This is a genomic window from Litorisediminicola beolgyonensis, assembly GCF_042679605.1.
Taxonomy (GTDB): Bacteria; Pseudomonadota; Alphaproteobacteria; order Rhodobacterales; family Rhodobacteraceae; genus Litorisediminicola; species Litorisediminicola beolgyonensis.
This window is the reverse complement of the sequence record NZ_JBHTMU010000022.1, coordinates 42861-64004: the sequence shown is the minus strand read 5'-3', so window position 1 is coordinate 64004 and position 21144 is coordinate 42861. Positions and strand designations below refer to the sequence as shown.

Sequence of the window (21144 nt, the reverse complement as noted above, 5' to 3'; positions counted from 1 at the left end):
GGAAGACGGCCTCCGCTTCGCCATCCGCGAAGGCGGCCGCACCGTCGGCTCCGGCGTCGTCTCCAAGATCGTCGAGTGATCGCAGATCCGGGTGCGCCCGTCGCGCCCGGGACAGCAAGGACCGAACGGGTTCGATGAGGGGGCGGGATGATCCCGCCTCCTCCTCTCAACTCTCACCTGGCCTGAAAGGCAAAGACAATGCAAAGCCAGAACATTCGCATTCGGCTGAAGGCGTTCGACTACCGCGTGCTGGACGCCAGCACCCAGGAGATCGTCAACACGGCCAAGCGGACGGGCGCCGATGTGCGCGGCCCGATCCCGCTCCCGAACAAGATCGAGCGCTTCACCGTTCTGCGTGGCCCGCACGTGAACAAGAAGTCGCGCGACCAGTTCGAGATCCGCACTCACAAGCGGCTTCTCGACATCGTCGATCCGACCCCGCAGACCGTGGACGCGCTGATGAAGCTCGACCTCGCTGCCGGTGTCGACGTCGAGATCAAGGTTTAAGGGGGGCATACTCAGATGCGCTCTGGAATCATCGCAAAGAAGGTCGGCATGACCCGGCTCTTCATGGAAGACGGCAAGCAGATCCCTGTGACCGTTCTCCAGCTCGACAAACTTCAGGTCGTCGCCCAGCGGACCGCGGACAGCCACGGCTATTCCGCTGTTCAGCTCGGCTGCGGCTCGATCAAGGCCAAGAACGTCTCGCGCCCGATGCGCGGTCACTTCGCCGCCGCCAAGGTGGAACCCAAGCGCAAGGTCGCCGAGTTCCGCGTTGCGCCGGAGAACCTGATCGAGGTTGGCGAGGAAATCACGGCAGACCACTACTTCGAAGGTCAGTTCGTGGACGTCTCGGGCACCTCGATCGGTAAGGGCTTCGCCGGTGCCATGAAGCGGCACAACTTCGGCGGTCTGCGCGCCTCGCACGGCGTGTCGATCAGCCACCGCTCGCACGGCTCCACTGGTCAGTGTCAGGACCCCGGCAAGGTGTTCAAGGGCAAGAAGATGGCCGGTCACATGGGCGCCGTCCGCGTGACCACCCAGAACCTCCAGGTCGTGAAGACCGATGCCGAGCGTGGCATCATCATGATCAAGGGTGCGGTTCCGGGTGCGAAGGGTGGCTGGGTCACCGTCAAGGACGCGGTCAAGAAGCCCGTGCCCGAGAACGTGATCCTGCCCGCGGCCCTGAAATCCGCCGCCGAGGAAGCCAAGCGTCTCGCCGAGGAGGCCGCAGCGGCCGCCGAAGCCGAAGCGAAGGCCGCCGAGGAAGCCCGTCTCGCCGAGGAAGCCGCAGCGCAGGAAGCCGCGCTGAGGGAGGCCGAGGCCGAGATCGCGGAAGAGCAGTCCGACGCCGATAACTCGGATGTCGAAAAGAAGGACGGTGAGGAATGAAACTCGACGTGATCAAACTGGACGGCGGTTCCGCCGGATCGGTCGAGCTCGGTGACGAGATCTTCGGTCTCGAGCCGCGCGCCGACATCCTGCACCGCGTCGTCCGCTGGCAGCGCAACAAGGCGATGGCCGGCACCCACTCGACGCTGGGCCGCTCGGAAGTGAGCTACTCGACCAAGAAGATCTATCGCCAGAAGGGCACCGGCGGCGCACGCCACGGCTCCCGCAAGGCGCCGATCTTCCGCAAGGGTGGCATCTACAAGGGCCCGACGCCGCGCAGCCACGCGCATGACCTTCCCAAGAAGGTCCGCGCCCTCGGTCTGAAGCTCGCGCTTTCGGCCAAGGCAAAGGCTGGCTCGCTCGTGGTCATCGACACCGCCGACAGCGACGGCAAGACCAAGACCCTGGCCAAGCAGGTCCGGGATCTGGGTTGGAAGCGCGCGCTGGTCATCGACGGCAGCTCGGTGAACGAGAACTTCGCTCGCGCCGCCTCGAACATCGAGGGGCTCGACGTTCTCCCCTCGATCGGCGCAAACGTCTATGACATCCTCCGCCGTGACACGCTCGTGCTCACCAAGGCGGGTGTCGAAGCATTGGAGGCTCGTCTGAAATGAGTGCCAAGCCGGAACATTACGACGTGATCCGCAAGCCGATCATCACCGAGAAGTCGACCATGGCCTCCGAGGCCAACGCGGTTGTCTTCGAAGTGGCGATCGACGCCAACAAGCCGCAGATCAAGGAGGCCGTCGAGGCTCTCTTCGGTGTGAAGGTGAAGGCGGTGAACACCTCGATCACCAAGGGCAAGGTCAAGCGTTTCCGGGGCCGTCTCGGCACCCGCAAGGACGTGAAGAAGGCCTATGTGACCCTCGCCGAAGGCAACACGATCGACGTCTCGACCGGTCTCTGATCCGGTTGGACTGAAAAATTAGGGCGCGGCCTCTGGTATCCGGAGGCCGCGCTTTTCTATTCTGGACCCCGTATTTCCGGATCGAGGATCGCCCTGCGCATGTCCCTAGCCCCGCACAGCTTCGCCGTCTGCGCGATGGTCCGCGAAACGGTGGATGTCCTCGATGTCTTCGCGCGCTCCTACGCGCAGAGCGGCGCGGCGCGGATCGTGCTTTACTATGACGGCTCCGAGACCGAGGCGGCTCCGGTCGAGGCGGCCGCGCCCGGCGGCGCACTGGCGCTCGAGGAGAAGCAGGAGCACGTCTTCCGGCACGCGCTCGAGCGCAATCGCGAGGACTGGCTGCTGCTCTGCGATTCCGACGAGATCCTGCAGCGCGGGCATCTCCTGGGTGCCGCGCTGGCCGCGCTTCCCGAGGACGTGCCAGGCATCCGGCTGCGCAACACCGAGGCGGTCTGGGGCACGGGGCACGATATCGAGCCTGCGTTTTCCAGCACCTACGAGCGTCACCCCTTCCCCTGGGGGAAACGCCGCAGCGCGCTGGTGGCCATGCTGGTCTACGGCCGGCTCTGGCGCCAGATGCGGCGCGGGACGGCGGGGCACAAGCTGGGCAAGCAGCTCATCCGGCGCGGTCGGACGCCCGACACGGTCACCAACCATTTCGCGATCTTCGACGGGGTGAAGACGACGTTCCTCGACGCCTATCTCGAGGGTCCCGACCTGCCCTATTTCCGGCATTACGACGCGGTCAGCTTCGCGCGCTGGAGCGAGAAATGGCGGGTCTGGCATTCGGCGGACACGCATGCGATCCGGATGTCGGACGCGCGGCTCGAGCAGATGACCGTGATCCGCGCGGGCCTCGGGACCGAGGCCGCGCGGCAGGCCATCCGGCGCTACAACCAGGTCGGTCCGTGGCAACGGGGCGTCCTGAGCCTTCTCAAGCTGCTTGACCGGATCGAATCCTCTGAAAGCAATCCCCCGGCCCCCGCGCCGCGATAAGCCGCGCCCTACCCCGCGCTCGCCGCTTTGTCGTCGTCGGACGCCTCCGCCTGGTCCGCCGCCCAGGCGCCCGCAGCCTCGACCGCAAGCGGCGAGGCGGTGGGCAGGACGCCCAGATAGGGATCGGTCTCGGCCACCGGCACCGCGGCGCGCTGGGTCATGCGGAAGAGCGCGTAGAGAGCGATCGCCGCGAAGGTCGCGGCCAGGACCAGCCAGAACGCATAGGGATCGACCCGCTGCATCGCCCATCCGGTGACAAGCGGCCCGAGGATCGCGCCGACCCCGAAGGTGAAGACCAGCCCGCCCGACGCTGCTGGCATGTCCTCGACCGAGAGGAAGTCGTTTGTATACGCGAGAAACAGGGCGTAGAGCGGGGTCGTGACGCCTCCGGCCACGAAAGCTGCCGCCATCAGCCCGTAGGTGCCGCCGAGATTGAGATAGCCGAGACCGCACGCCGCCGTGCCGATCGCGGCACATCCGAAGATGAGCTGGCGGCGGTCGACCCGATCCGAGAGCCAGCCGATCGGGTATTGCAGCACCAGCGCTCCGACAAAGAGCATGGCGACGAACAGCGCGATCTGGTCGGCGCCAAGCTCGATCTGGCTTCCAAAGACCGCCCCCATGCCCCATTGCGTCGCGTAGGCGGCTCCGAGAAAGAGGATGCCGATGGTGCCGAGCGGAGAGCTTGAGAAGAGCTGCCTCAGGCCCATGGGCCGGGTCACCGACGCCGCCGGCGTTGGCGTGACCGACAAGAGGATCGGCGCGAAGGAGATCGACACCAGGATCGACGCCCCGATGAAGAGCGCCGAGGTCGCCGCATCGCCCAGGGTCAGAAGCCCTTGCGCGCCGATGATCCCGACCGATTGCGCGATCATATAGGCCGAGAGCACCTTGCCGCGGGTCTCGTTGGTCGACGCGTCGTTGAGCCAGCTTTCCGCCGTCACGTAGATGCCGGACATGCAGAAGCCCAGGAGAACGCGGAGCAAGGTCCAGGCCCAGGGCTCGGTCAGGAGCGGCAGCGAGATTAGCCCCGCCGACATGAAGCTGCCAAGCGCCGCGAAGACCCGCACATGCCCGACCCGCTTGATGAGCTTCGGCGATTGCGTGGCGCCCGAGAGAAATCCCAGGAAATAGCCCGAGGTGACGATGGCGAGCTCGGTCGCCGAGAAGCCCTCGATCCCGCCGCGCAGACCGATCAGGGTCGAATGCATGCCGTTGCCCAGCATGATCAGAACGATCCCGAGCAGAAGCGCCCAGACACCGGAGAGAACCTTGATCATGTGACCTCGACGCGTTTCGGAGAAGCAGTTGGCCCGACCACATCACAGGGGCCGCCCCGACACCAATGCAGGAACGCTGCTCCGTGGCCGGAAAACGACCCCGTGCACGGTGAGTGACGCGAGATGCGGCGCGGCGCGGCGCTTCTGTGCATCGCTCGGACCGATCCGGCACGGCGAGACCTCGCCTGCCGGGCGCGCGCGCTTAGCTTGCAGACGAGGTCCAGGGATGGAAGACACCGGAGCGGGTCAGGATGACGGGGAGCGGAACATGATGCGGCGACGCCGGGCGATTGCCCTCATGGTCGCGTTCGCGGCGCTCGGGGCCTGCGCCACGCCGCCCGAGGCAACGCGCAGCGATGTCGGCGCTCTGGCCGACGCCATCGCGGCGCTCGGCCCGGAGGTCGATCCGCGCGAGGCGCAGCGGGCGGCGGAGATCGCCTTTGCCTATCCGCGCGCGCTTGCCCGCGAGTGGCAGGTCACAGATGCGCCGCTCGTCCACAACGCCAAGGTGCTGCACGGGCTGCGCGAGAAGGGTCTCTGCAACGACTGGACCGAGGCGATGCTGGCGCGGCTCCGGCAGGAGGACTTCCGCACCCTGTCGCTCCATTGGGCCAGCTCCCCGCCGAAGGGGTTCAGGGTCGTTCACCATTCCGCGGTGATCAGCGCCGCAGGCGCGTCGATGCGCGACGGCATCGTGCTCGACCCCTGGCGGGGTGGCGGTCAACTCTTCTGGGCACGTCCCGATGACGACACCCGCTACGACTGGGGCCCGCCGCTCTGAGGCTTCGGCCGCAGGCAGTGGCCCGTGAGTTGCCGCGCAGGTCCAGAGCCTTAGCTCGCAAGGCAGCCCATCCGACACCTGCCCATCCGGGAGAGCCCATGACAGAGACCTACGAACCTGCCTGCCAATGCGGTGCCGTGACCATCCGGCTGACCGGCGCGCCGCGCGTGCGCGGTCATTGCCATTGCGAGGATTGCCGGACCCTTCTCGACGTGCCGTTTCACTCGGTGACCGCCTGGAATGCCGATCAGTTGGAGGTGACGGAGGGAGAGGCGCATCTGACCACCTTCCAGCACCCCAGCCTGACGATGAAAAAGGTCTCCTGCGACACCTGCGGCGAGGTGATCTGGAACACCAACGGGATGGATTGGCGCGTGGTGTCGCAACGCTTCCTCGAGCGCGCGCTCGGCGGGCTGCCCGAGGAGCTGACGGCGCAGAGCCATTTCTTCTACGACCGCCGGATCTTCGACATCGCCGACGATCTGCCGAAGAAGCCCTGAGGTGGAGAGGCGCGCGTGACGGATGACAGGATGTTTGGCGTGGTCCTGACCGGTCATGGCGGGCCCGAGGCGCTGGTCTGGCGCGACGACCTGCCCCGCCCCGAGGCGCTCCCCGGAGAGGTCCTGATCCGCGTCGGTGCCGCCGCCGTCAACAACACCGACGTGAACACGCGGCTGGCCTGGTATGCCTCGGGCGACGGCATGGACCAGGAGGACGCCGCCTGGTCCGGCAAGCCGCTGGAGTTTCCGCGCATCCAGGGCGCCGATGTCTGCGGCGAGATCGTCGCGGTGGGCGCGGACGTGCCGGAGGCCCGGATCGGCGAGCGGGTGATCGTCGAGCCGTCCCTGCGCGAGGCCGAGGGCGCGCGGCGCGACCCGCCCTGGTATTTCGGGACCGAGGTCGATGGCGGCTTCGCGGAATACGCCACCGTCGCGGCGCGGCACGCCCACAGGATCGTCTCGGACCTGACGGATATCGAGCTTGCAAGCTTCCCCTGCTCCTATTCCACCGCCGAGAACCTGCTGACGCGCGCCGGCGTGACCGCCCGCGACCGCGTGCTGGTGACCGGTGCTTCGGGCGGGGTCGGCTCGGCCGCGGTGCAGCTGGCGGTCGCACGCGGGGCCGAGGTGATCGGGATCGCGAGCGCCGCGAAGGCCCCGGAGATCGAGGCGCTCGGGGCGGCCCGCGTGCTCGACCGCGACGCAGATCTGGCGGCGACGCTCGGGACCGGCGCGGTCGACGTGGTGATCGACCTCGTTGGAGGCCCGGGCTGGCCGCCGCTTCTCGACCTCCTGCGGCCCGGCGGGCGCTACGCGATCTCGGGCGCCATTGCCGGGCCGGAGGTGACGCTCGACCTGCGCAAGCTTTACCTCAAGGATCTCTCCTTCTTCGGATGCACCGTCCTGCAGCCGGGGGTCTTCGAGGCGCTGGTCGAGCGGATCGAAACCGGGGCCATCAGACCCCTGGTTGCGGCCAGCTATCCCCTGCGCGATATCGGCGCGGCGCAGGAGGCGTTCCAGGCCAAACGGCATGTCGGAAAGATCGTGCTGGAGGTGCGGCGGGACTGATCCGCTGCGCCCTTGACGCCCCGCCCCAACTCTCCTAACAGACCCCATCCGCAGAGCCCCGGATTCGTCCGGGGCTTTGTATTTGCGTCGCGACCGGTTCCCGAACCGCTCCGGCGCATCTCACCACCGGGCACCTACGGGGGCCTATACTCCGGGCGGCGTCAGTCGCCCACAACATAGGCGAGGGCTTCGGCTCTTGCTGCATGCAAACGGAAGACAGAAAGCATGGCACTCAAGTCGTACAAGCCGACGACGCCGGGCCAGCGCGGGCTGGTGCTGATCGACCGTTCGGAGCTGTGGAAAGGACGTCCCGTCAAAGCCCTCACCGAGGGTCTGACGAAGTCGGGCGGCCGTAACAACACCGGACGGATCACCTCTCGCCGCCGCGGCGGTGGCGCGAAGCGTCTCTATCGCGTGGTCGATTTCAAGCGGAACAAGTTTGACGTCACCGCGACCGTCATCCGGATCGAATACGACCCGAACCGGACCGCCTTCATCGCACTCGTCTCTTATGACGACGGCGAGCAGGCCTACATCCTTGCTCCCCAGCGTCTCGCCATCGGCGACCGCGTCATCTCGGGCGCCAAGGTCGACATCAAGCCGGGCAACGCGATGCCGTTCTCGGGCATGCCGATCGGCACGATCGTCCACAATGTCGAGCTGAAGCCCGGCAAGGGCGGCCAGATCGCACGCGCCGCGGGCACCTACGCCCAGTTCGTCGGCCGCGATGGCGGCTACGCGCAGATCCGCCTGTCCTCGGGCGAACTGCGGATGGTGCGCCAGGAATGCATGGCCACCGTCGGTGCCGTGTCGAACCCCGACAACTCGAACCAGAACTACGGCAAGGCCGGCCGGATGCGCCATTACGGCAAGCGTCCCTCGGTCCGCGGCGTCGTGATGAACCCGATCGATCACCCGCATGGCGGTGGTGAGGGTCGGACCTCGGGCGGTCGTCACCCGGTCACCCCGTGGGGCAAGCCGACCAAGGGCGCCAAGACGCGCAACCCCAACAAGGCGTCGCAGAAGCTGATCATTCGCTCGCGTCACGCCAAGAAGAAAGGGCGGTAAGAGATGTCTCGCTCCGTTTGGAAAGGTCCCTTCGTGGACGCCTACGTGCTCAAGAAGGCCGAGGCGGCCCGCGAGTCCGGGCGCAACGAAGTCATCAAGATCTGGTCCCGCCGTTCGACCATCCTGCCCCAGTTCGTGGGTCTGACGTTCGGCGTCTACAACGGCCAGAAGCACGTTCCGGTGAACGTGACCGAAGACATGATCGGCCAGAAGTTCGGTGAATACTCGCCGACCCGCACCTATTACGGGCACGCGGCCGACAAGAAAGCCAAGAGGAAGTAAGCCATGGGCAAGGATAAGAATCCCCGCCGCGTGGCGGACAACGAGGCGATGGCCAAGCTGCGCATGCTGCGCACCAGCCCGCAGAAGCTGAACCTTGTCGCCGAGCTCATCCGCGGCAAGAAGGTGGACCGGGCGCTGACCGACCTCACCTTCTCGAAGAAGCGCGTGGCCCAGGACGTCAAGAAGTGCCTGCAATCCGCGATCGCCAACGCCGAGAACAACCACGGTCTGGACGTCGACGAACTGGTCGTCGCCGAGGCCTGGGTCGGCAAGAACCTGGTGATGAAGCGTGGCCGTCCGCGGGCACGTGGCCGGTTCGGCCGGATCATGAAGCCGTTCTCGGAAATCACCATCAAGGTGCGTCAGATCGAGGAGCAAGCCTAATGGGTAACAAGACCAATCCGATCGGCATGCGCCTCCAGGTCAACCGCACCTGGGACAGCCGCTGGTACGCCGATACCAAGGACTACGGCAACCTTCTGCTGGAAGACCTCGCCATCCGCGAGTTCATCCATGAAGAGTGCAAGCAGGCCGGTGTGGCGCGCATCATCATCGAGCGCCCGCACAAGAAGTGCCGCGTGACGATCCATGCCGCCCGCCCGGGCGTCATCATCGGCAAGAAGGGCGCCGACATCGAGGCTCTGCGCAAGAAGCTCGCGCAGATGACCAAGTCGGAGCTGCACCTCAACATCGTCGAGGTCCGCAAGCCCGAGCTTGACGCGCGCCTGGTCGGCGAAAGCATCGCCCAGCAGCTTGAGCGCCGGGTGTCCTTCCGCCGCGCCATGAAGCGCGCGGTGCAGAACGCCATGCGCATGGGTGCCCTGGGCATCCGGGTCAACGTGTCGGGCCGCCTCGGCGGTGCCGAGATCGCCCGGACCGAGTGGTATCGCGAGGGCCGTGTGCCCCTGCACACGCTGCGCGCCGACATCGATTTCGCCAATGTGGAGGCGGAGACGCCCTACGGCATCATCGGTATCAAGGTGTGGATCTTCAAAGGCGAGATCATGGAGCACGACCCGTCGGCTCGCGATCGTCGCACCCAGGAGATCCAGGATGGTCCCGCGCCCCGTGGCGCCGGCGGCCGTCGCTGAGGAGGTCTGAACAATGCTTCAACCGAAACGAACTAAGTTCCGCAAGGCCTTCAAGGGCCGGATCAAGGGCGAGGCCAAAGGCGGCTCCGACCTGAACTTCGGCACCTACGGCCTCAAGGCGACGCAGCCCGAGCGCGTGACCGCGCGCCAGATCGAGGCAGCCCGTCGTGCCATGACGCGTCACATGAAGCGTCAGGGTCGCGTCTGGATCCGGATCTTCCCGGACACGCCCGTGACCTCCAAGCCCACCGAGGTTCGGATGGGTAAAGGCAAGGGCTCGGTCGATTACTGGGCCTGCAAGGTCAAGCCCGGCCGGGTGATGTTCGAGATCGACGGCGTCGGCGAGGACATCGCCCGCGAGGCGCTGCGCCTGGCTTCCATGAAGCTGCCGATCAAGACCCGCATCGTGGTCCGCGAAGACTGGTAAGACCCGGTCTTGGAGTTTGGAAAAGGGCGGGGTCTTCCCCGCCCTTTTTCGTTTGTCCGCAGCGACGTCTCAGAGGCCCGCGAGGGTCAGCAACCGGTCCGCGGCGCGCGGGCCGCTCAACGTGACCAGCGGCACCTCGGGGCCGTGGAGCGCGAGCCCCGCCTCGATTTTCGGCGCCTGCACCCGCTCGAAGGTCCAGATCCAGCGCAGGAACTCCGCGTCGGGCCATTTCTCGGGACAGCCCTCGGCCATGTCCGGCCGCACGCTGCCGCGATAGGCGATCACCCGGCGGGCAAGCTGCCAGAGCGCCCGCCCCCGCGTCGGTCGCATCCAGATCACCAGCTCTGCCCGCGGCACCCGCAGATCGAAGCTCGACACCGTCGTGCCGCACATGATCCAGGCCTCTCCGGCCACCAATTCCGCCGTCCGCGCCCGCTGCTCGGCGCGGTCGCGCACCTGCCACCCCGGCAGCCAGCGGATGTCGCGATCATGCGAGAGGTAGCGCAGGCCCCGGGAGGCCGCGATCTTCTGCGCAAGCGTCGACTTTCCGGCGCCCGAGTTTCCGATCACCAGGAGACGCCGCGCGCGTCCCAGAACCGAGGCGGCCTCGGACATCGTCAACGACCTGGGCATTCCCTCACCCTCCCTCCGTCACATCGCTACAGCCCCAAAGGCGCGACGGCGATCCCCGACGCGCACGGCGAGGCCGGGCCAAAATTCCGCACCGGAATTTTCGCGATCTCCGGTTCGGAGATCGCTTCCCGCGCCCTGCAAGACGCGCTATGTGCCGCGCCATGACCCAGATACGCTCGCTCTTCGCCACCCGTCTGTACCAGGCCCGCCTGTCCGCGGACGGCGCCATCGACCCCTCGGAGCTCGAAGCCTCCTGCCTGTCGATCGCCGAGGATGACGAGGCCGGTCAGGACTGGTGCGAGGCCAATGGCTATCCCGGCTACACCTCCTATGCCTCGCTGACCGACCTGCCCTGGCGCTTCCCGATCTTCAAGGCCGTGGAAGAGGCCCTCGACGCCCATGTCGCGGCCTTTGCCGATGACTTGCAGTTCGACCTGAACGACCGCCCGCTGAAGCTCGAGAATCTCTGGATCAACATCCTGCCCGAAGGCGGCACCCATGCGAGCCATATCCACCCCCACAGCGTGATCTCCGGCACCACCTATGTGGCCATGCCTGAAGGCGCCTCGGCGCTGAAGCTCGAGGACCCGCGCCTGCCGATGATGATGGCCGCGCCCACGCGCCGGAAGGGCTGCCGCGAAGAACTCAAAAGCTTCGTCTATGTCGCGCCTGCGGTCGGCGACGTGCTTCTCTGGGAAAGCTGGCTGCGCCACGAGGTGCCGATGAACATGTCCGAAGAAGAACGGATCAGCGTCAGCTTCAATTACGCGTGGGGCTGAGCGCTCGGCTCTTGCCGCATCGCATCCCTTGCTGTTCGCTGACGGCATGCGCACGCTCTGTTTCAGCCTGATCCTCGCCCTCGCCGCCACGACGCTCCGCGCCGAGGAGACCAGTCTCGAATTGGTGCTTCTGGCCGATGCCTCGGGCTCCATCGACGCACGCGAACTGGCCTTCCAGCGCGAAGGCTACGCTCAGGCGATCACCGATCCCGGCGTGCTCGACGTGATCCAGAGCACCGCCTATGGCCACATCGCGTTGACCTATGTCGAATGGGCCACCAACCAGGCCCAGGTCGCCGATTGGGCGCGCATCGACGACGCCGAAAGCGCCGAGGCCTTCGCCCAGGCGATCCGCACCGGTCCAAGGCAAGCCTATGGCCGGAACGCCATCGGCGCCGCGCTCCTCGAAGGGGTGCGGCTGATGGAGGAGAATGATTTCGAAGGATTCCGCCGCGTCATCGATTTCTCGGGCGACAGTGCCAATAACTGGTCGGGCCCCGGCATTGCCGAGGCCCGGGACCAGGTTGTGGCCGCGGGCGTCACGATCAACGCCCTGCCGATCTTGCGGCCCGACGATCCGGGCCGGGCGCAGGGCGGGCTCGAGGCGCTCTACGAGGAGCGCATCATCGGCGGGCCCGGCGCCTTCGTCGTCACGGCCGAGGACCGCGCGAGCTTTGCCGAGGCGGTCCGGCGCAAGCTGATCCTGGAGATCTCCGGCGCGCCGAAGCCGCCGAGGATCGCCGATCGCAACTGACGCGCCGGACCTAGTGCTGTCTTAGGTGCCGCTGTCGGACTTCATCTTGGCGACCCAACTGTCGAACTCGCGCTCGACTTCTTCCCGGGTCTTGCCGTAACGCGCCTGGAGCTTGCCAATCATCTGCTCGCGCTCGCCGCGCGTCTCGAGGATCTCGTCATCGGTCAGCTCGCCCCATTCCTCGCGCACCTTGCCCTTCATCTCGGTCCAGCGGCCCTTGATCTCATCCATATTCATTATGTGTCTCCCAATCAGGTTTCACAACTCAACGCGGACACCGCGGTCCGGGTTGCACCGAGACGAAAAAACCGCTGCCACCCGCCGGGTCTCGGCGGATAGCAGCGGACCAGGGTCTGACCGGCGGGAGAGGTCCGGTCAGACCAGACGCAGAGCGGGCCGGCCACTGGCCCCACCCCGGTCGTTGTCTTCAAGCACGACCCGCGCGACGGCGCGGCCAAGCTCGATCTCGGTGGCGATGTCCTGCGCCCAGACGCCGCCGGTGACGGCGCGGGCCAGAACGGTATCGGCAAGAAGCGCTTCACTGTCTGCAGCCGCGCTCCCGTCGCCGAAGGCGGCGGTCAGGATGTCGGCGGCAGCGGCGGCGGCGATCACGTGACCGCGATCCTCGCTCGGATGCGGATTGGGCCGCGAGAGCGACAGGTCGCACTCGATATCGAGCGGACTCCAGCCCGAGGCGACACCGCCCTCGGGCAAGGGCAAGCCGGTCGAGAGCGTCGCGTGGCTGCGCCCGCGCGCGGAGATCGCGGCGACGAGCCGGGGGGCGTCGCGCTGCAGGACCGACAGGACCGGCAACAGCTCCGCGCCGTCCGCGACCTCGTCGGGGCGCGCGCCGCTCGCCAGAAGGCTCAGCTGCGCCGCGATGACCGACGGGCGGCGGCGGTCGTGCCGTGCGCGCTGCGACAGGAGGCGCGAACGTACTGCCGCTTCGCCCAGCCTGGAGAGCAGGCGCTGGCCAGTGCCCGAGGTCACCTCTGCCCCTTCCGACAGCCGCCGGATCGCGTAGGCGAGGAAGGGCCAGGCCGGTTCACCGCGCAGCACCTTCTGCGCAAGTTCTCTGGGCGTCCGCGGGGTCTCGGCCCGGTCGAGGCCGGGGCGCAGGAGACGCACGCCAAAGGCGGCCTCGGCCCAGCCGAGCCAGTCGGAGAGCGGCCCGTCGAGCCGCGGCATCTCGGCGTTGGGGCGCAGCTCGGCGCCGTGCTCGGCATGGCCGAGCGTGGACCAGAGCGCGCTGCCGGTCCGGGTCGCAGCGGCGGTCGAGAGTGCGTTGAGGCCCTGCCCCGCCGGAACGGCCAGCCGGTCATAGAGCGCCTCGAGCGCCGCCAGTTCCGCCCCGAGCGGCGTCGAGCGACAGGCCGAGAGGCTGTCGAAGGGGCTGTCCGCGCAGAGGTCGAGCGCCCAGGCAAAGGCCATGTCCCGCGCCAGCTCGGCGCCCTCGGGGCTCAGCGGGCGGATCGGCACGACGGAACAGCGGCGTGAAAACGCGCCATCTTCGCATTCGGCGATCAGCAGGGAATCCGGAACTCGGGCAGCGGTCATGTCGGTTGTCCTCTCGGCTGTGACGCGTCGATGGTTTCTTGCGTCCATCGAAGTTGCCGACACCCTGACGAGGCTCTGTTAACGCTGCGTCAACCCATTTCAATCATTGAAGAAATCGCCCACGCGACTTGCCTTAACGTCACCTTAAATGACGCTGCGTCCCGGACATATCGCGTCGAAATCGGAAATGATTCGCGCAAGATTGTTCTGAAAAGGGGCTTCTCGCAGCAAGACTGCGCGCCCTGCCCGTCAGTGGGGATCGCTATCCCCGTGCACCGCGAAGGCCTCGAGCTCGGCATCCTGCGGCTCGATCACGCGAAAGGCCTCGCGCACGCCCGCCCCTGTCAGCTCGCGGCTGACGGTCAGAAGCGTGTTCGGCGCATGGCCCTCGCAGAGATCCTCCATATCGGCGATCTCCTGTTCGGCCACGCTGCGCGCGGCCTCGAGCGTGGGGGCGCCGTAGACCGCCACGAAATGCTCGGCGAGCGCGGTGACGAGTTCTTCACGCTCGGCGGGTTCGATCCGCGTCACGGCCACGAAGGTCACCCGCCCGAAGGTCTCGAGCCCCAGGAACCCGTTGGCGAAGGCCTGGCGCGCCTTGCCCTCGAGATCGCCCTCGCCCCAGTTCGAGAACTCGAAACCGCCGGAAATACACCATTCGCCGGTCCGGGCGTGGCGCGCATAGACGCGGGTGTCGCTGTCGTCAAAGTGGATGGCGCGGGCGAGGCTCATGGCGTCTCCAGAAGGGCGGTGAGGGGCACAAGCTCGGTGCCGTCTGCGGTCTTCAACAACAGGCCGAGCTCTTCGTCGAGCCCGAGCGCGGTCCCGGAACGCCCGGCGACCGCAAGCTCCTTGCCGATCTCGTCGGAGAGCGCGGTCCATTCGCGGTGGAGCTCGGCGGGGCCGTCGACCTCCCAGCGGTGCAGCCAGTTGAGGCTGTGCCGCGCCCAGGCTTCGAGCAGGTCCAGGGGCGCGAGATCGCCACAGCCCTCGGCGCGGAGCGCGGTCTCCTCCGGGCGGTCGCCGCCGCGGTCGAGATCGATCTCGAAGCGCAGCTCCAGCACGCCGATCAGCCAGTCCGGGACATGCTTGGGCTCGGGTGTCGGCGCGACCAGGGCCACCCGCCCGGCCCGTCCGCCATTCACGCGCAGCGTTCCGTCCCAGCCAAGATGCATGCCCACCTCGGGCGGCGCGATGGCGCCGAGCGCGTTCTGGCAACCGACAGCGAGGAGCGGCAGCATCTGCGCCGCTTGGGCGAGCGCCACATCCGGCGCCAGCACGATGGCCGCCGCCAGATCCGGCGCGCTCGGGTCGTAGAAGATCGTTCCCGCATCGCACCCGTCCCGCGCCGCCGCGATAGCCGCGGCGCGCGGCGCATCGCCCGGCACTGCCACGCCGGTCAGAAGCGGCGGGAAGGACGGGCGTTCGGTCATGCGGCGCCCGCCTCCACCAGTTTCGCCGCCACCTCGCGGAAGACGCGGGCCTCGGCGCTCTCGGGTTTCGAGACGACGATGGGCGCGCCGCCGTCCGAGGCGGTGCGGATGTCGAGATGCAGCGGGATCTCGGCCAGAAGCGGAGCGCCCAGCGCCGCGGCTTCCTTGGCGACGCCGCCATGGCCGAAGATGTGCTCCTCGTGGCCGCAGTTCGAGCAAATATGCGTGGACATGTTCTCGATCAGACCGATGATCGGCACGTTCAGCTGCTTGAACATGTCGATGCCCTTGCGCGCGTCGATCAGCGCCACGTCCTGCGGGGTCGAGACCACGACCGCGCCATCGACGACGAATTTCTGGCTGAGCGTCATCTGCACGTCGCCGGTGCCCGGCGGCAGGTCGACGATCAGCACGTCGAGCGCGCCCCATTGCACCTGGTTCATCATCTGCTGCAGCGCGCCCATCAGCATCGGACCGCGCCAGACCACCGCCTGGCCCTCGTTGGTCATCAACCCGATCGACATCATCGTGACGCCGTAATTCCGGAGCGGCAGGATGGTCTTGCCGTCGGGGCTGGCCGGACGGCCCGAGACGCCGAGCATCCGGGGCTGCGAAGGCCCGTAGACATCGGCGTCCAGAAGCCCGACGCGGCGGCCCTCGGCGGCGAGCGCGCAGGCGAGGTTCGCGGAGACGGTCGATTTGCCGACCCCGCCCTTGCCCGAGGCGACCGCGAGGATGCGGGCGACGCCCGGCACCCGCTGCGGGCCCTGCGGCTTGGGCTTGGCGGCGGCTTTCAGATCCGGCGGTGCCTTCTGGCTGTGCGCGGTCATCACCACCGACACGGCGGTCGCGCCGGGCAGCGCCTTGACGGCGGCCTCGGCGGCGTCGCGCACGGGCTTGTAGGCCTCGGCCTTGGCCGGGTCGATCTCCAGCACGAAGCGCGTGCCGGTGTCTTCGACCGTCAGCGCCCGGACGATGCCGGAGCCGACGATGTCGCCGCCCGATACCGGGTCGGTGATCTCTTTGAGTGCGGCGAGAACCGCGTCGCGTGTCAGCGCCACTGAATTACCCCTGGATCGTGCCGTTGACTTCGTGGTTCAGGTCCAGCTCTTCGCAGGTCAGGACCATCTTCAGCGCGAAGCGCTTGCCTTCGGTGTTCTCGGTCGCCGCGACCGCCTCTTCGATGGCCTTCTGCGAGGTCACACCCACCTGCTTGAGGAATTTCCTCAGCGACATGTTCAGGTCTTCGTTCATCTTGGCGATCCTTTCCCCGGAGACGAGAGCGTTGACGGGTGTAGCGGCGCGCCCATAGGCTTGCAAGCCAGAGCCCCTCGACCCTCATCACTGCCGCGTCAGGAGCCCCCGCATGCGCCTCATGTCCCTCTGCCTCGCCTTGGCGCTCTGGCCCATCGCGGGTCTGGCCGAGGCCGACCGCGCCTTCAGCCTCGCAATCCCCGAAGCGCTCGAGGACAGCGGCTTCGCGGCCTATGTGCTGCCGCGCTACGCGCTGAAGACCGGGACCCGGATCACGCGGCTGCCCGGCGATGCCGAGGCCGATGCCGTGCTCGGGCCCTCTGGTCCGCCGGTCATCCTGCGCGGCGACGCAAGCTGGGGCTTCGACAGCAACGGCGATCCCGATGCCGAGGCCTTCCACGACTGGCTCACCTCCGAGATCGGGCGCGAGACCATCGCCGCCTTCGTGCCTGCCGAGGGCGCGGGCTTCACGCCGCCGGACCGCGATGTCGTCACCGACGAGGTCATCACCTTCACCGGCGACGCCGCGCTCGGCGCCAAGGTGTCGGAGCGCGCCTGCGGACGCTGTCACGCGCTGTCGGCGGCGGACAGGATGCGCTCCATCGGGTCCACGCCGTCCTTCCCGGCGCTCCGGGCCCTGCCGAACTGGAGCGAGCGGTTCGAGGGCTTCTTCGCGCTGAACCCGCACCCGTCCTTCACGCAGGTCGAAGACGTCACCGCCCCCTTCGATCCCATGCGCCCGCCTCCGATCGTGCCGGTCCGCCTGACGCTCGACGAGATCGACCATATCCTGGCCTATGTCGCGGAGATGAGCGCGGCCGATCTCGGCGCGCCGGTTGAGGCGCGCTGAGACCGGACTGCCATCGGCATCAGTGATCGCGGCGCTTCGAGGGGCCGGTCTCGAGGTAATCCTCGGTCGTGCGCACGCGCGGTCGCTCGCCGCCGCCGAACGGATTGTTGGCAGAGTGGAACTGCGCCCGCACCCGGCAATCGTCGCACATCTGGATCATGCGCGCCGCTTGTGGATTGGCGAACATCGCGTGGTTCCCGGCGAGCTTCTCCATGATCCGCTCGACCGTCGACCGCACGCCGAACAGCGCGCCGCATTCGACGCAGGCGAAGGGCTCTTCCTCTTTCTTGACCACCTGCCCCAGCGCCGTGTCGCTGAGGTCGAGCCGCGGCGCGAGCGTGATCGCGTCCTCGGGACAGGCGCTCGCGCAGATGCCGCATTGCAGGCAGGCGTCCTCCTGGAAGAGGAGCTGCGGTTTGTCCGGGTTGTCGCCGAGCGCGCCCGAGGGGCAGAGCGACACGCAGGAGAGGCAGAGCGTGCAGGCCTCCTCGTTGACGAGCACCGCGCCGTAGGGCGCGCCTTCGGGCAGGTCCACGGTGGCGTCGCCGCGCAGTGCCTTGGCAGAGACGCGGGTCACCTGCCGCCGCGTGCCGATGGGCAGGACCGGATCGCAGAGCGCCGGGGCCGCGCCGCCATAGAGCGCGTCGGGCAAGGCGTCCGGGTCGGCGAGGTCGAGGCAGCGGACCGCTTGCGCCCCGGCGATGGCATTGGCCAGTGCCGTTTCGCGCTCGGGCACCTCGCGCTCGGTCCTGGGCGAGAGCAAGAGATCGACGCGCGAGAAGCCCGCGCCGAGGGCCGCCAGCATCTCGGCATGGCCGAAGCCCGCAAGTGCCGCGGTCTCGAACGGGATCACGTCGGCGGGCAGACCCCGCCCGAAGCGCGCGGCAAGGCGGATCATCTCGGCCCCGTGGCCGTCGTCATGGACCAGAAGCCGGGGCGCGCCGCCGCCTGCGCCGCGATAGGCGCGGGCCAGCGTGTCGATGCGGCGGAAGAGGCTCGCCACCGGCGGCGCGTCGTAGGAGATCGCACCCGAGGGGCAGAGCGCCGAGCAGGACCCGCAGCCCGCGCAGATCATCTGGTCGACGGCGACATGGTCGCCCGCCACGGTGATCGCCCCGGTCGGGCAGGCATCGAGGCAGCGCGAGCATCCGGACTGGCTGGCACGGGAATGCGCGCAGAGCGCAGGCTCGAGCCGCACATGCAGCGGCTTCTCGAAGGTGCCCACGAGCTGCGCCGCCTGCCCCAGCGCGCGCGCCACCGCGCCGGGCTGGCGCGGATCGGCCCGCAGGTAGCCCTCGCGCTTCTCGGGCGCGGGAAAGAGCGGCGCATCGCCGGTCAGGTCCAGAAGGATGTCGCAGTCCGACATCGCCCCGTCGCGCGGCTCGGTGAAGGTGAACGCGCCGCGCCCGCCCGGAGACAGCGCCCGCATCGCGTCGATCCGCACCGAGAACCCGCCAAGCGCTCCGGAGGCGCGCGCCAGACGGCCGCGGATCACGTCGAAGCTGCGATCGGCGGGCACTTCGCTGTCATCGGTCTGGAGCACCGTCACCGCGAGCGTCTTCGAAAGCTCGGCGGCAGCGGCAAAGGCGGTCTCGCCCGCGCCCACCAGAAGGCAGGTGCCTTCCGACATCACGTCACGCGTGGCGGGCGCCGGGACGGCGACCATCGCCTCGGCGGCAAGGGCGGCCTGTTTCGGACCGGCGGCCCGGGCCTCGTCGGACCAGCCAGCGCGGTCGCGGATGTCGACGAAGCCCGGCGTCTCGGCGCCGATCTCCTCGGCCAGCATCTCGAAGAAGGCGCGCTCCTGGCCGCAGGCGACGATGACCTCGCCCTGCCCCAGCGCCTCGGCGGCGCGCTCGGCCTCGCGGGTGCAGAGCGCGGTGAAGACACGGCCCGCCGTGCAGCCTGTGGCCTTGGCGATGGCCTCTGCCGCGACGGGCTGACTTCCCTCGCAATCGCAGAGCAGGATGCGCTTGGTCATTCCGATCCTCCCTTCGCGCAGGACCCTGCTCACGCAAAGATGAGCACAAGAACACGCATTTTCGGAAATTCGGTTTTTGATACGTGAGGGTACTGGTCTACACAAGACGGTAGGCTAAGCTGAAAGCAACCGTCCCTCGCCAAGGACGGATCGGGAGGCCCCATAGTGACCACGACCAGCGACCCCGCCACCGGAAACGGGACGGACCGCGTCTCTGACCGCATCGCGCTCGGCGTGGTGGTGCGTCGGACGCCGGGCGTCACCCGATGGCAGCGCGAGGTCTGGAAACCCGTGGCAGTGATCCCGGGCGCGGGCCCCGCCGACTGGAAGCTCCTGCACGAGCGCGACGGGATCGCCGAGTTTCACGCCGCCACGGTGACCCTCACCCTCTGGCGCGGCGAGGCCGAGGCCTACCGGATCGCGCTGACCGAAGCGGTACCGTCGCTCTACGTGGTGCTGCGGCCCGCGACCGACGGGACGTTCCCCTGGCGGGTGCATCTGGTGACCGCGAACCCGCACGAGGCCGCGCTCTTCTCCGAGAGCGGCGACGAGATCGTCGAGAAGGTGGCGATGCCGCCCGAGGTCCTTTCCTTCGTGGCACAATGGACCGCCGCGCATTACGTCGAGGAGCCCTTCGTCAAGCGCAAGCGGCGCAAGCATCGCGACGACCGCCCCGAGGGCGGGATCGGCGATCCGCGCATCTCGCAGGACACCGATGTCTATCGCGCGCCGACCGCGCGGCGGCATGGAGGCTCGGCATGAGCGATTTCTGGAGCCGCCGCCGCGCCCGCGTCGCCGAGGCCGAGGAAGCGGAGAAGGTCGCCGCGGTCGCGGACGCCGAGGATCGCCGTCACGCCGAAGAGGCCGCACGGCTCGCTGAGAAAAGCGATGACGAGATCCTGGCTGAGTTCGGCCTGCCCGCGCCCGAGGACCTGTTGCCCGGCGACGGGATCGTGGGCTTCATGCGGCGCGAGATCCCCGAACATCTGCGCCGCCGCGCGCTCCGCACGCTCTGGCGGTCGAACCCGGTTCTGGCCTGTCTCGACGGGCTGAACGATTACGACACCGATTTCACCGCCGCCGCCACAGACGCGCCGGGCGTGGCCACCGCCTTCGACACGTTGCGCGGCAGCATGAAGAGCCATCTCGACGCCCTGATGGCCGAGGCCGAGGCCAAGGCGGCGCGGGACGATGAGAGCCGGACGGACACCGAGATCTCGGAGACGGAGGCGGAAACGCCGGTTGCGGTGGCGGAGGAGACCACCGTCGCGGAAGCCGAGACGTCCGGCGAGACCGAGACCGAGACCGAGACTACGACCAAAGTCGCAGTAGCTGCGAGGCCTGCTTCCGAGAATTGTATACAACAGCATCCGGATGCGCCCCCTCCTCCTCGCCGCATGCGGTTCAGATTTGACACGGGAAGAGTATGAGCAGCGCAGCCGCGTCGATGCCCGACGTCTCCAGCGAGGATCGCCTCCGGGCAGATCTCTACAATTTCATGGGGTTGCTTCTGGCAGCCCCACCTGACGCGCTGCTTCTGGAGCAGACCGCGGCGCTTGGCGGCGATGCCGACACCGATCTCGGCCAGGCGATCACCGGCCTGGCAGATGCGGCGGCCAAGGCCGATCCCAGGGACGTGGCGCGCGAATACAACGCGCTTTTCATTGGCCTCGGGCGCGGCGAGCTTCTGCCCTATGCGAGCTACTACCTGACCGGGTTCCTGAACGAGAAGCCGCTCGCCACGCTCCGCCAGGACCTGCGGGCGCGGCGGGTCTCGCGCGCGCCGGATCGGTTCGAGCCCGAGGACAATATCGCGACCCTGATGGAGGTCATGGCCGGTCTCATCGTCGGACGCTTCGACGCGCCGGCGACGATCGAGGACCAGAAGACCTTCTTCAACCGTCACCTCGCCCCCTGGGCGGGACATTTCTTCTCCGATCTCGAAAAGGCCAAGACCGCCCGGCTTTATGCCCATGTGGGCCGCGTCGGGCGCGCCTTCGTCGAGATCGAGCGCGAAGGATTTCGCTTGGCGTCGGAGTGATCCGGCGCGGCGGGCCCCGGCCCGCCATACCGCAAGAACCGGAGCGGCGCGGCGGGCGTGGCGCTCTTCA

Annotated in this window: 29 protein-coding genes; 20 read left to right on the top strand and 9 right to left on the bottom strand. The window is 68.0% G+C overall.

Features of this window, described 5'->3' with window-relative positions; all coding sequences use genetic code 11:
• From ACFQ4E_RS13000 to ACFQ4E_RS12975, 6 genes are all read left to right on the top strand, one after another.
• Positions 1 to 79 (top strand): EF-Tu C-terminal domain-related protein (locus tag ACFQ4E_RS13000; protein ID WP_386804220.1); only part of this gene is annotated, 79 nt, incomplete at its 5' end.
• Positions 80 to 198: 119 nt separating this feature from the next.
• Positions 199 to 507, top strand: a complete 309-nt coding sequence (gene rpsJ / locus ACFQ4E_RS12995; protein WP_076450108.1) for a 30S ribosomal protein S10 — start codon at positions 199 to 201, stop codon at positions 505 to 507.
• A gap of 15 nt (positions 508 to 522) precedes the next feature.
• Positions 523 to 1392 carry a 50S ribosomal protein L3 gene (gene rplC, locus ACFQ4E_RS12990; RefSeq protein WP_386804216.1) on the top strand — a complete coding sequence of 290 codons (870 nt, stop codon included), beginning with the start codon at positions 523 to 525 and terminating at the stop codon, positions 1390 to 1392.
• Positions 1389 to 2006, top strand: a complete 618-nt coding sequence (gene rplD, locus ACFQ4E_RS12985) for a 50S ribosomal protein L4 (protein WP_386804214.1) — start codon at positions 1389 to 1391, stop codon at positions 2004 to 2006. The genes rplC and rplD overlap by 4 nt, the downstream gene beginning before the upstream one ends.
• Entirely contained in the window at positions 2003 to 2299 is a 297-nt protein-coding gene (locus ACFQ4E_RS12980; RefSeq protein ID WP_386804212.1) for a 50S ribosomal protein L23, read from the top strand. The genes rplD and ACFQ4E_RS12980 overlap by 4 nt, the downstream gene beginning before the upstream one ends.
• A gap of 99 nt (positions 2300 to 2398) precedes the next feature.
• Positions 2399 to 3295: a hypothetical protein gene (locus ACFQ4E_RS12975; RefSeq protein WP_386804210.1), complete on the top strand. Its 897-nt coding sequence runs from the start codon at positions 2399 to 2401 to the stop codon at positions 3293 to 3295.
• 8 nt (positions 3296 to 3303) lie between these two features.
• Here the strand turns inward: ACFQ4E_RS12975 and ACFQ4E_RS12970 are convergent, their stop codons facing one another.
• Entirely contained in the window at positions 3304 to 4575 is a 1272-nt protein-coding gene (locus ACFQ4E_RS12970; RefSeq protein WP_386804208.1) for an MFS transporter, read from the bottom strand.
• Positions 4576 to 4801: 226 nt separating this feature from the next.
• Here ACFQ4E_RS12970 and ACFQ4E_RS12965 point away from each other — a divergent pair, with 226 nt between their 5' ends.
• The 8 genes from ACFQ4E_RS12965 (at position 4802) to rplP (ending at position 9792) form a co-directional block, all read left to right on the top strand.
• Positions 4802 to 5356: a hypothetical protein gene (locus tag ACFQ4E_RS12965; protein ID WP_386804206.1), complete on the top strand. Its 555-nt coding sequence runs from the start codon at positions 4802 to 4804 to the stop codon at positions 5354 to 5356.
• Between the two features lie 98 nt (positions 5357 to 5454).
• The gene (locus ACFQ4E_RS12960; protein ID WP_386804204.1) at positions 5455 to 5856 is read left to right on the top strand and encodes a GFA family protein; all 402 of its coding nucleotides are present in this window, start codon (positions 5455 to 5457) and stop codon (positions 5854 to 5856) included.
• Positions 5857 to 5871: 15 nt separating this feature from the next.
• Positions 5872 to 6924, top strand: a complete 1053-nt coding sequence (locus ACFQ4E_RS12955) for an alcohol dehydrogenase family protein (RefSeq protein WP_386804202.1) — start codon at positions 5872 to 5874, stop codon at positions 6922 to 6924.
• 225 nt (positions 6925 to 7149) lie between these two features.
• A complete protein-coding gene (gene rplB, locus ACFQ4E_RS12950) occupies positions 7150 to 7992 on the top strand; it encodes a 50S ribosomal protein L2 (RefSeq protein WP_386804201.1) in 843 nt (280 codons plus the stop codon).
• A gap of 3 nt (positions 7993 to 7995) precedes the next feature.
• Complete coding sequence (gene rpsS, locus ACFQ4E_RS12945) at positions 7996 to 8274, top strand: 30S ribosomal protein S19 (RefSeq protein ID WP_090029582.1); 279 nt, start codon at positions 7996 to 7998, stop codon at positions 8272 to 8274.
• A 3-nt stretch (positions 8275 to 8277) separates the two neighbouring features.
• On the top strand, positions 8278 to 8658 hold the full coding sequence (gene rplV / locus ACFQ4E_RS12940) for a 50S ribosomal protein L22 (RefSeq protein WP_386804199.1): 381 nt from the start codon (positions 8278 to 8280) through the stop codon (positions 8656 to 8658).
• Complete coding sequence (rpsC, locus tag ACFQ4E_RS12935) at positions 8658 to 9365, top strand: 30S ribosomal protein S3 (protein ID WP_386804197.1); 708 nt, start codon at positions 8658 to 8660, stop codon at positions 9363 to 9365. Before rplV ends, rpsC begins: the two co-directional genes overlap by 1 nt.
• Before the next feature lie 13 nt (positions 9366 to 9378).
• Positions 9379 to 9792, top strand: a complete 414-nt coding sequence (gene rplP, locus ACFQ4E_RS12930) for a 50S ribosomal protein L16 (protein ID WP_386804195.1) — start codon at positions 9379 to 9381, stop codon at positions 9790 to 9792.
• 69 nt (positions 9793 to 9861) lie between these two features.
• On the opposite strand, the gene ACFQ4E_RS12925 is transcribed toward rplP, so the two are convergent.
• Positions 9862 to 10425 carry a hypothetical protein gene (locus ACFQ4E_RS12925; RefSeq protein ID WP_386804194.1) on the bottom strand — a complete coding sequence of 188 codons (564 nt, stop codon included), beginning with the start codon at positions 10423 to 10425 and terminating at the stop codon, positions 9862 to 9864.
• 161 nt (positions 10426 to 10586) lie between these two features.
• On the opposite strand from ACFQ4E_RS12925, the gene ACFQ4E_RS12920 reads away from it, so the two are divergent.
• Positions 10587 to 11204 carry a 2OG-Fe(II) oxygenase family protein gene (locus tag ACFQ4E_RS12920; RefSeq protein ID WP_386804193.1) on the top strand — a complete coding sequence of 206 codons (618 nt, stop codon included), beginning with the start codon at positions 10587 to 10589 and terminating at the stop codon, positions 11202 to 11204.
• Positions 11205 to 11250: 46 nt separating this feature from the next.
• A complete protein-coding gene (locus ACFQ4E_RS12915; protein ID WP_386804191.1) occupies positions 11251 to 11958 on the top strand; it encodes a DUF1194 domain-containing protein in 708 nt (235 codons plus the stop codon).
• Between the two features lie 21 nt (positions 11959 to 11979).
• Here ACFQ4E_RS12915 and ACFQ4E_RS12910 read toward each other — a convergent pair whose 3' ends face one another.
• The 6 genes from ACFQ4E_RS12910 to ACFQ4E_RS12885 all read right to left on the bottom strand — a co-directional run bounded on the left by ACFQ4E_RS12910 (position 11980) and on the right by ACFQ4E_RS12885 (position 16202).
• A complete protein-coding gene (locus ACFQ4E_RS12910) occupies positions 11980 to 12195 on the bottom strand; it encodes a CsbD family protein (RefSeq protein WP_386804189.1) in 216 nt (71 codons plus the stop codon).
• Between the two features lie 138 nt (positions 12196 to 12333).
• A complete protein-coding gene (locus ACFQ4E_RS12905) occupies positions 12334 to 13515 on the bottom strand; it encodes a hypothetical protein (RefSeq protein WP_386804187.1) in 1182 nt (393 codons plus the stop codon).
• Positions 13516 to 13764: 249 nt separating this feature from the next.
• A complete protein-coding gene (locus ACFQ4E_RS12900; RefSeq protein ID WP_386804185.1) occupies positions 13765 to 14247 on the bottom strand; it encodes a DUF6505 family protein in 483 nt (160 codons plus the stop codon).
• Positions 14244 to 14948, bottom strand: coding sequence for a biotin/lipoate--protein ligase family protein (locus tag ACFQ4E_RS12895; protein ID WP_386804183.1), 705 nt, complete (start codon positions 14946 to 14948; stop codon positions 14244 to 14246). The genes ACFQ4E_RS12900 and ACFQ4E_RS12895 overlap by 4 nt, the downstream gene beginning before the upstream one ends.
• Positions 14945 to 16009 carry an Mrp/NBP35 family ATP-binding protein gene (locus tag ACFQ4E_RS12890; RefSeq protein ID WP_386804181.1) on the bottom strand — a complete coding sequence of 355 codons (1065 nt, stop codon included), beginning with the start codon at positions 16007 to 16009 and terminating at the stop codon, positions 14945 to 14947. The genes ACFQ4E_RS12895 and ACFQ4E_RS12890 overlap by 4 nt, the downstream gene beginning before the upstream one ends.
• A 4-nt stretch (positions 16010 to 16013) precedes the next feature.
• Positions 16014 to 16202, bottom strand: coding sequence for a DUF6494 family protein (locus ACFQ4E_RS12885; RefSeq protein WP_386804179.1), 189 nt, complete (start codon positions 16200 to 16202; stop codon positions 16014 to 16016).
• Between the two features lie 112 nt (positions 16203 to 16314).
• On the opposite strand from ACFQ4E_RS12885, the gene ACFQ4E_RS12880 reads away from it, so the two are divergent.
• A complete protein-coding gene (locus ACFQ4E_RS12880) occupies positions 16315 to 17052 on the top strand; it encodes a c-type cytochrome (RefSeq protein ID WP_386804177.1) in 738 nt (245 codons plus the stop codon).
• A gap of 19 nt (positions 17053 to 17071) precedes the next feature.
• Here the strand turns inward: ACFQ4E_RS12880 and ACFQ4E_RS12875 are convergent, their stop codons facing one another.
• On the bottom strand, positions 17072 to 19033 hold the full coding sequence (locus ACFQ4E_RS12875) for a 4Fe-4S binding protein (RefSeq protein ID WP_386804175.1): 1962 nt from the start codon (positions 19031 to 19033) through the stop codon (positions 17072 to 17074).
• Positions 19034 to 19198: 165 nt separating this feature from the next.
• Between ACFQ4E_RS12875 and ACFQ4E_RS12870 the strand changes: the two genes are divergently transcribed.
• Genes ACFQ4E_RS12870 through ACFQ4E_RS12860 form a run of 3 tightly spaced genes read left to right on the top strand, consistent with a single transcriptional unit; the run spans position 19199 to position 21074 of the window.
• The gene (locus ACFQ4E_RS12870) at positions 19199 to 19795 is read left to right on the top strand and encodes a DUF3305 domain-containing protein (protein WP_386804173.1); all 597 of its coding nucleotides are present in this window, start codon (positions 19199 to 19201) and stop codon (positions 19793 to 19795) included.
• Positions 19792 to 20463 carry a DUF3306 domain-containing protein gene (locus tag ACFQ4E_RS12865; protein WP_386804172.1) on the top strand — a complete coding sequence of 224 codons (672 nt, stop codon included), beginning with the start codon at positions 19792 to 19794 and terminating at the stop codon, positions 20461 to 20463. Before ACFQ4E_RS12870 ends, ACFQ4E_RS12865 begins: the two co-directional genes overlap by 4 nt.
• On the top strand, positions 20460 to 21074 hold the full coding sequence (locus ACFQ4E_RS12860; protein ID WP_386804170.1) for a TorD/DmsD family molecular chaperone: 615 nt from the start codon (positions 20460 to 20462) through the stop codon (positions 21072 to 21074). The genes ACFQ4E_RS12865 and ACFQ4E_RS12860 overlap by 4 nt, the downstream gene beginning before the upstream one ends.
• Positions 21075 to 21144 lie beyond the last annotated feature (70 nt).

Excerpts from the sequence above, each read along its gene's own strand:
- ACFQ4E_RS12910 (WP_386804189.1), bottom strand. The coding sequence starts at position 12,195 with ATGAATATGGATGAGATCAAGGGCCGCTGGACCGAGATGAAGGGCAAG.
- ACFQ4E_RS12920 (WP_386804193.1), top strand. The coding sequence starts at position 10,587 with ATGACCCAGATACGCTCGCTCTTCGCCACCCGTCTGTACCAGGCCCGC.
- rpsJ (WP_076450108.1), top strand. The coding sequence starts at position 199 with ATGCAAAGCCAGAACATTCGCATTCGGCTGAAGGCGTTCGACTACCGC.
- ACFQ4E_RS12980 (WP_386804212.1), top strand. The coding sequence starts at position 2,003 with ATGAGTGCCAAGCCGGAACATTACGACGTGATCCGCAAGCCGATCATC.
- ACFQ4E_RS12960 (WP_386804204.1), top strand. The coding sequence starts at position 5,455 with ATGACAGAGACCTACGAACCTGCCTGCCAATGCGGTGCCGTGACCATC.
- ACFQ4E_RS12925 (WP_386804194.1), bottom strand. The coding sequence starts at position 10,425 with ATGCCCAGGTCGTTGACGATGTCCGAGGCCGCCTCGGTTCTGGGACGC.
- rplP (WP_386804195.1), top strand. The coding sequence starts at position 9,379 with ATGCTTCAACCGAAACGAACTAAGTTCCGCAAGGCCTTCAAGGGCCGG.
- ACFQ4E_RS12905 (WP_386804187.1), bottom strand. The coding sequence starts at position 13,515 with ATGACCGCTGCCCGAGTTCCGGATTCCCTGCTGATCGCCGAATGCGAA.
- rpsC (WP_386804197.1), top strand. The coding sequence starts at position 8,658 with ATGGGTAACAAGACCAATCCGATCGGCATGCGCCTCCAGGTCAACCGC.
- ACFQ4E_RS12885 (WP_386804179.1), bottom strand. The coding sequence starts at position 16,202 with ATGAACGAAGACCTGAACATGTCGCTGAGGAAATTCCTCAAGCAGGTG.
- rplB (WP_386804201.1), top strand. The coding sequence starts at position 7,150 with ATGGCACTCAAGTCGTACAAGCCGACGACGCCGGGCCAGCGCGGGCTG.
- ACFQ4E_RS12895 (WP_386804183.1), bottom strand. The coding sequence starts at position 14,948 with ATGACCGAACGCCCGTCCTTCCCGCCGCTTCTGACCGGCGTGGCAGTG.
- ACFQ4E_RS12860 (WP_386804170.1), top strand. The coding sequence starts at position 20,460 with ATGAGCAGCGCAGCCGCGTCGATGCCCGACGTCTCCAGCGAGGATCGC.
- ACFQ4E_RS12965 (WP_386804206.1), top strand. The coding sequence starts at position 4,802 with ATGGAAGACACCGGAGCGGGTCAGGATGACGGGGAGCGGAACATGATG.
- rplD (WP_386804214.1), top strand. The coding sequence starts at position 1,389 with ATGAAACTCGACGTGATCAAACTGGACGGCGGTTCCGCCGGATCGGTC.
- ACFQ4E_RS12875 (WP_386804175.1), bottom strand. The coding sequence starts at position 19,033 with ATGACCAAGCGCATCCTGCTCTGCGATTGCGAGGGAAGTCAGCCCGTC.
- ACFQ4E_RS12915 (WP_386804191.1), top strand. The coding sequence starts at position 11,251 with ATGCGCACGCTCTGTTTCAGCCTGATCCTCGCCCTCGCCGCCACGACG.
- rplV (WP_386804199.1), top strand. The coding sequence starts at position 8,278 with ATGGGCAAGGATAAGAATCCCCGCCGCGTGGCGGACAACGAGGCGATG.
- ACFQ4E_RS12970 (WP_386804208.1), bottom strand. The coding sequence starts at position 4,575 with ATGATCAAGGTTCTCTCCGGTGTCTGGGCGCTTCTGCTCGGGATCGTT.
- rpsS (WP_090029582.1), top strand. The coding sequence starts at position 7,996 with ATGTCTCGCTCCGTTTGGAAAGGTCCCTTCGTGGACGCCTACGTGCTC.
- ACFQ4E_RS12975 (WP_386804210.1), top strand. The coding sequence starts at position 2,399 with ATGTCCCTAGCCCCGCACAGCTTCGCCGTCTGCGCGATGGTCCGCGAA.
- ACFQ4E_RS12880 (WP_386804177.1), top strand. The coding sequence starts at position 16,315 with ATGCGCCTCATGTCCCTCTGCCTCGCCTTGGCGCTCTGGCCCATCGCG.
- ACFQ4E_RS12900 (WP_386804185.1), bottom strand. The coding sequence starts at position 14,247 with ATGAGCCTCGCCCGCGCCATCCACTTTGACGACAGCGACACCCGCGTC.
- ACFQ4E_RS12865 (WP_386804172.1), top strand. The coding sequence starts at position 19,792 with ATGAGCGATTTCTGGAGCCGCCGCCGCGCCCGCGTCGCCGAGGCCGAG.
- rplC (WP_386804216.1), top strand. The coding sequence starts at position 523 with ATGCGCTCTGGAATCATCGCAAAGAAGGTCGGCATGACCCGGCTCTTC.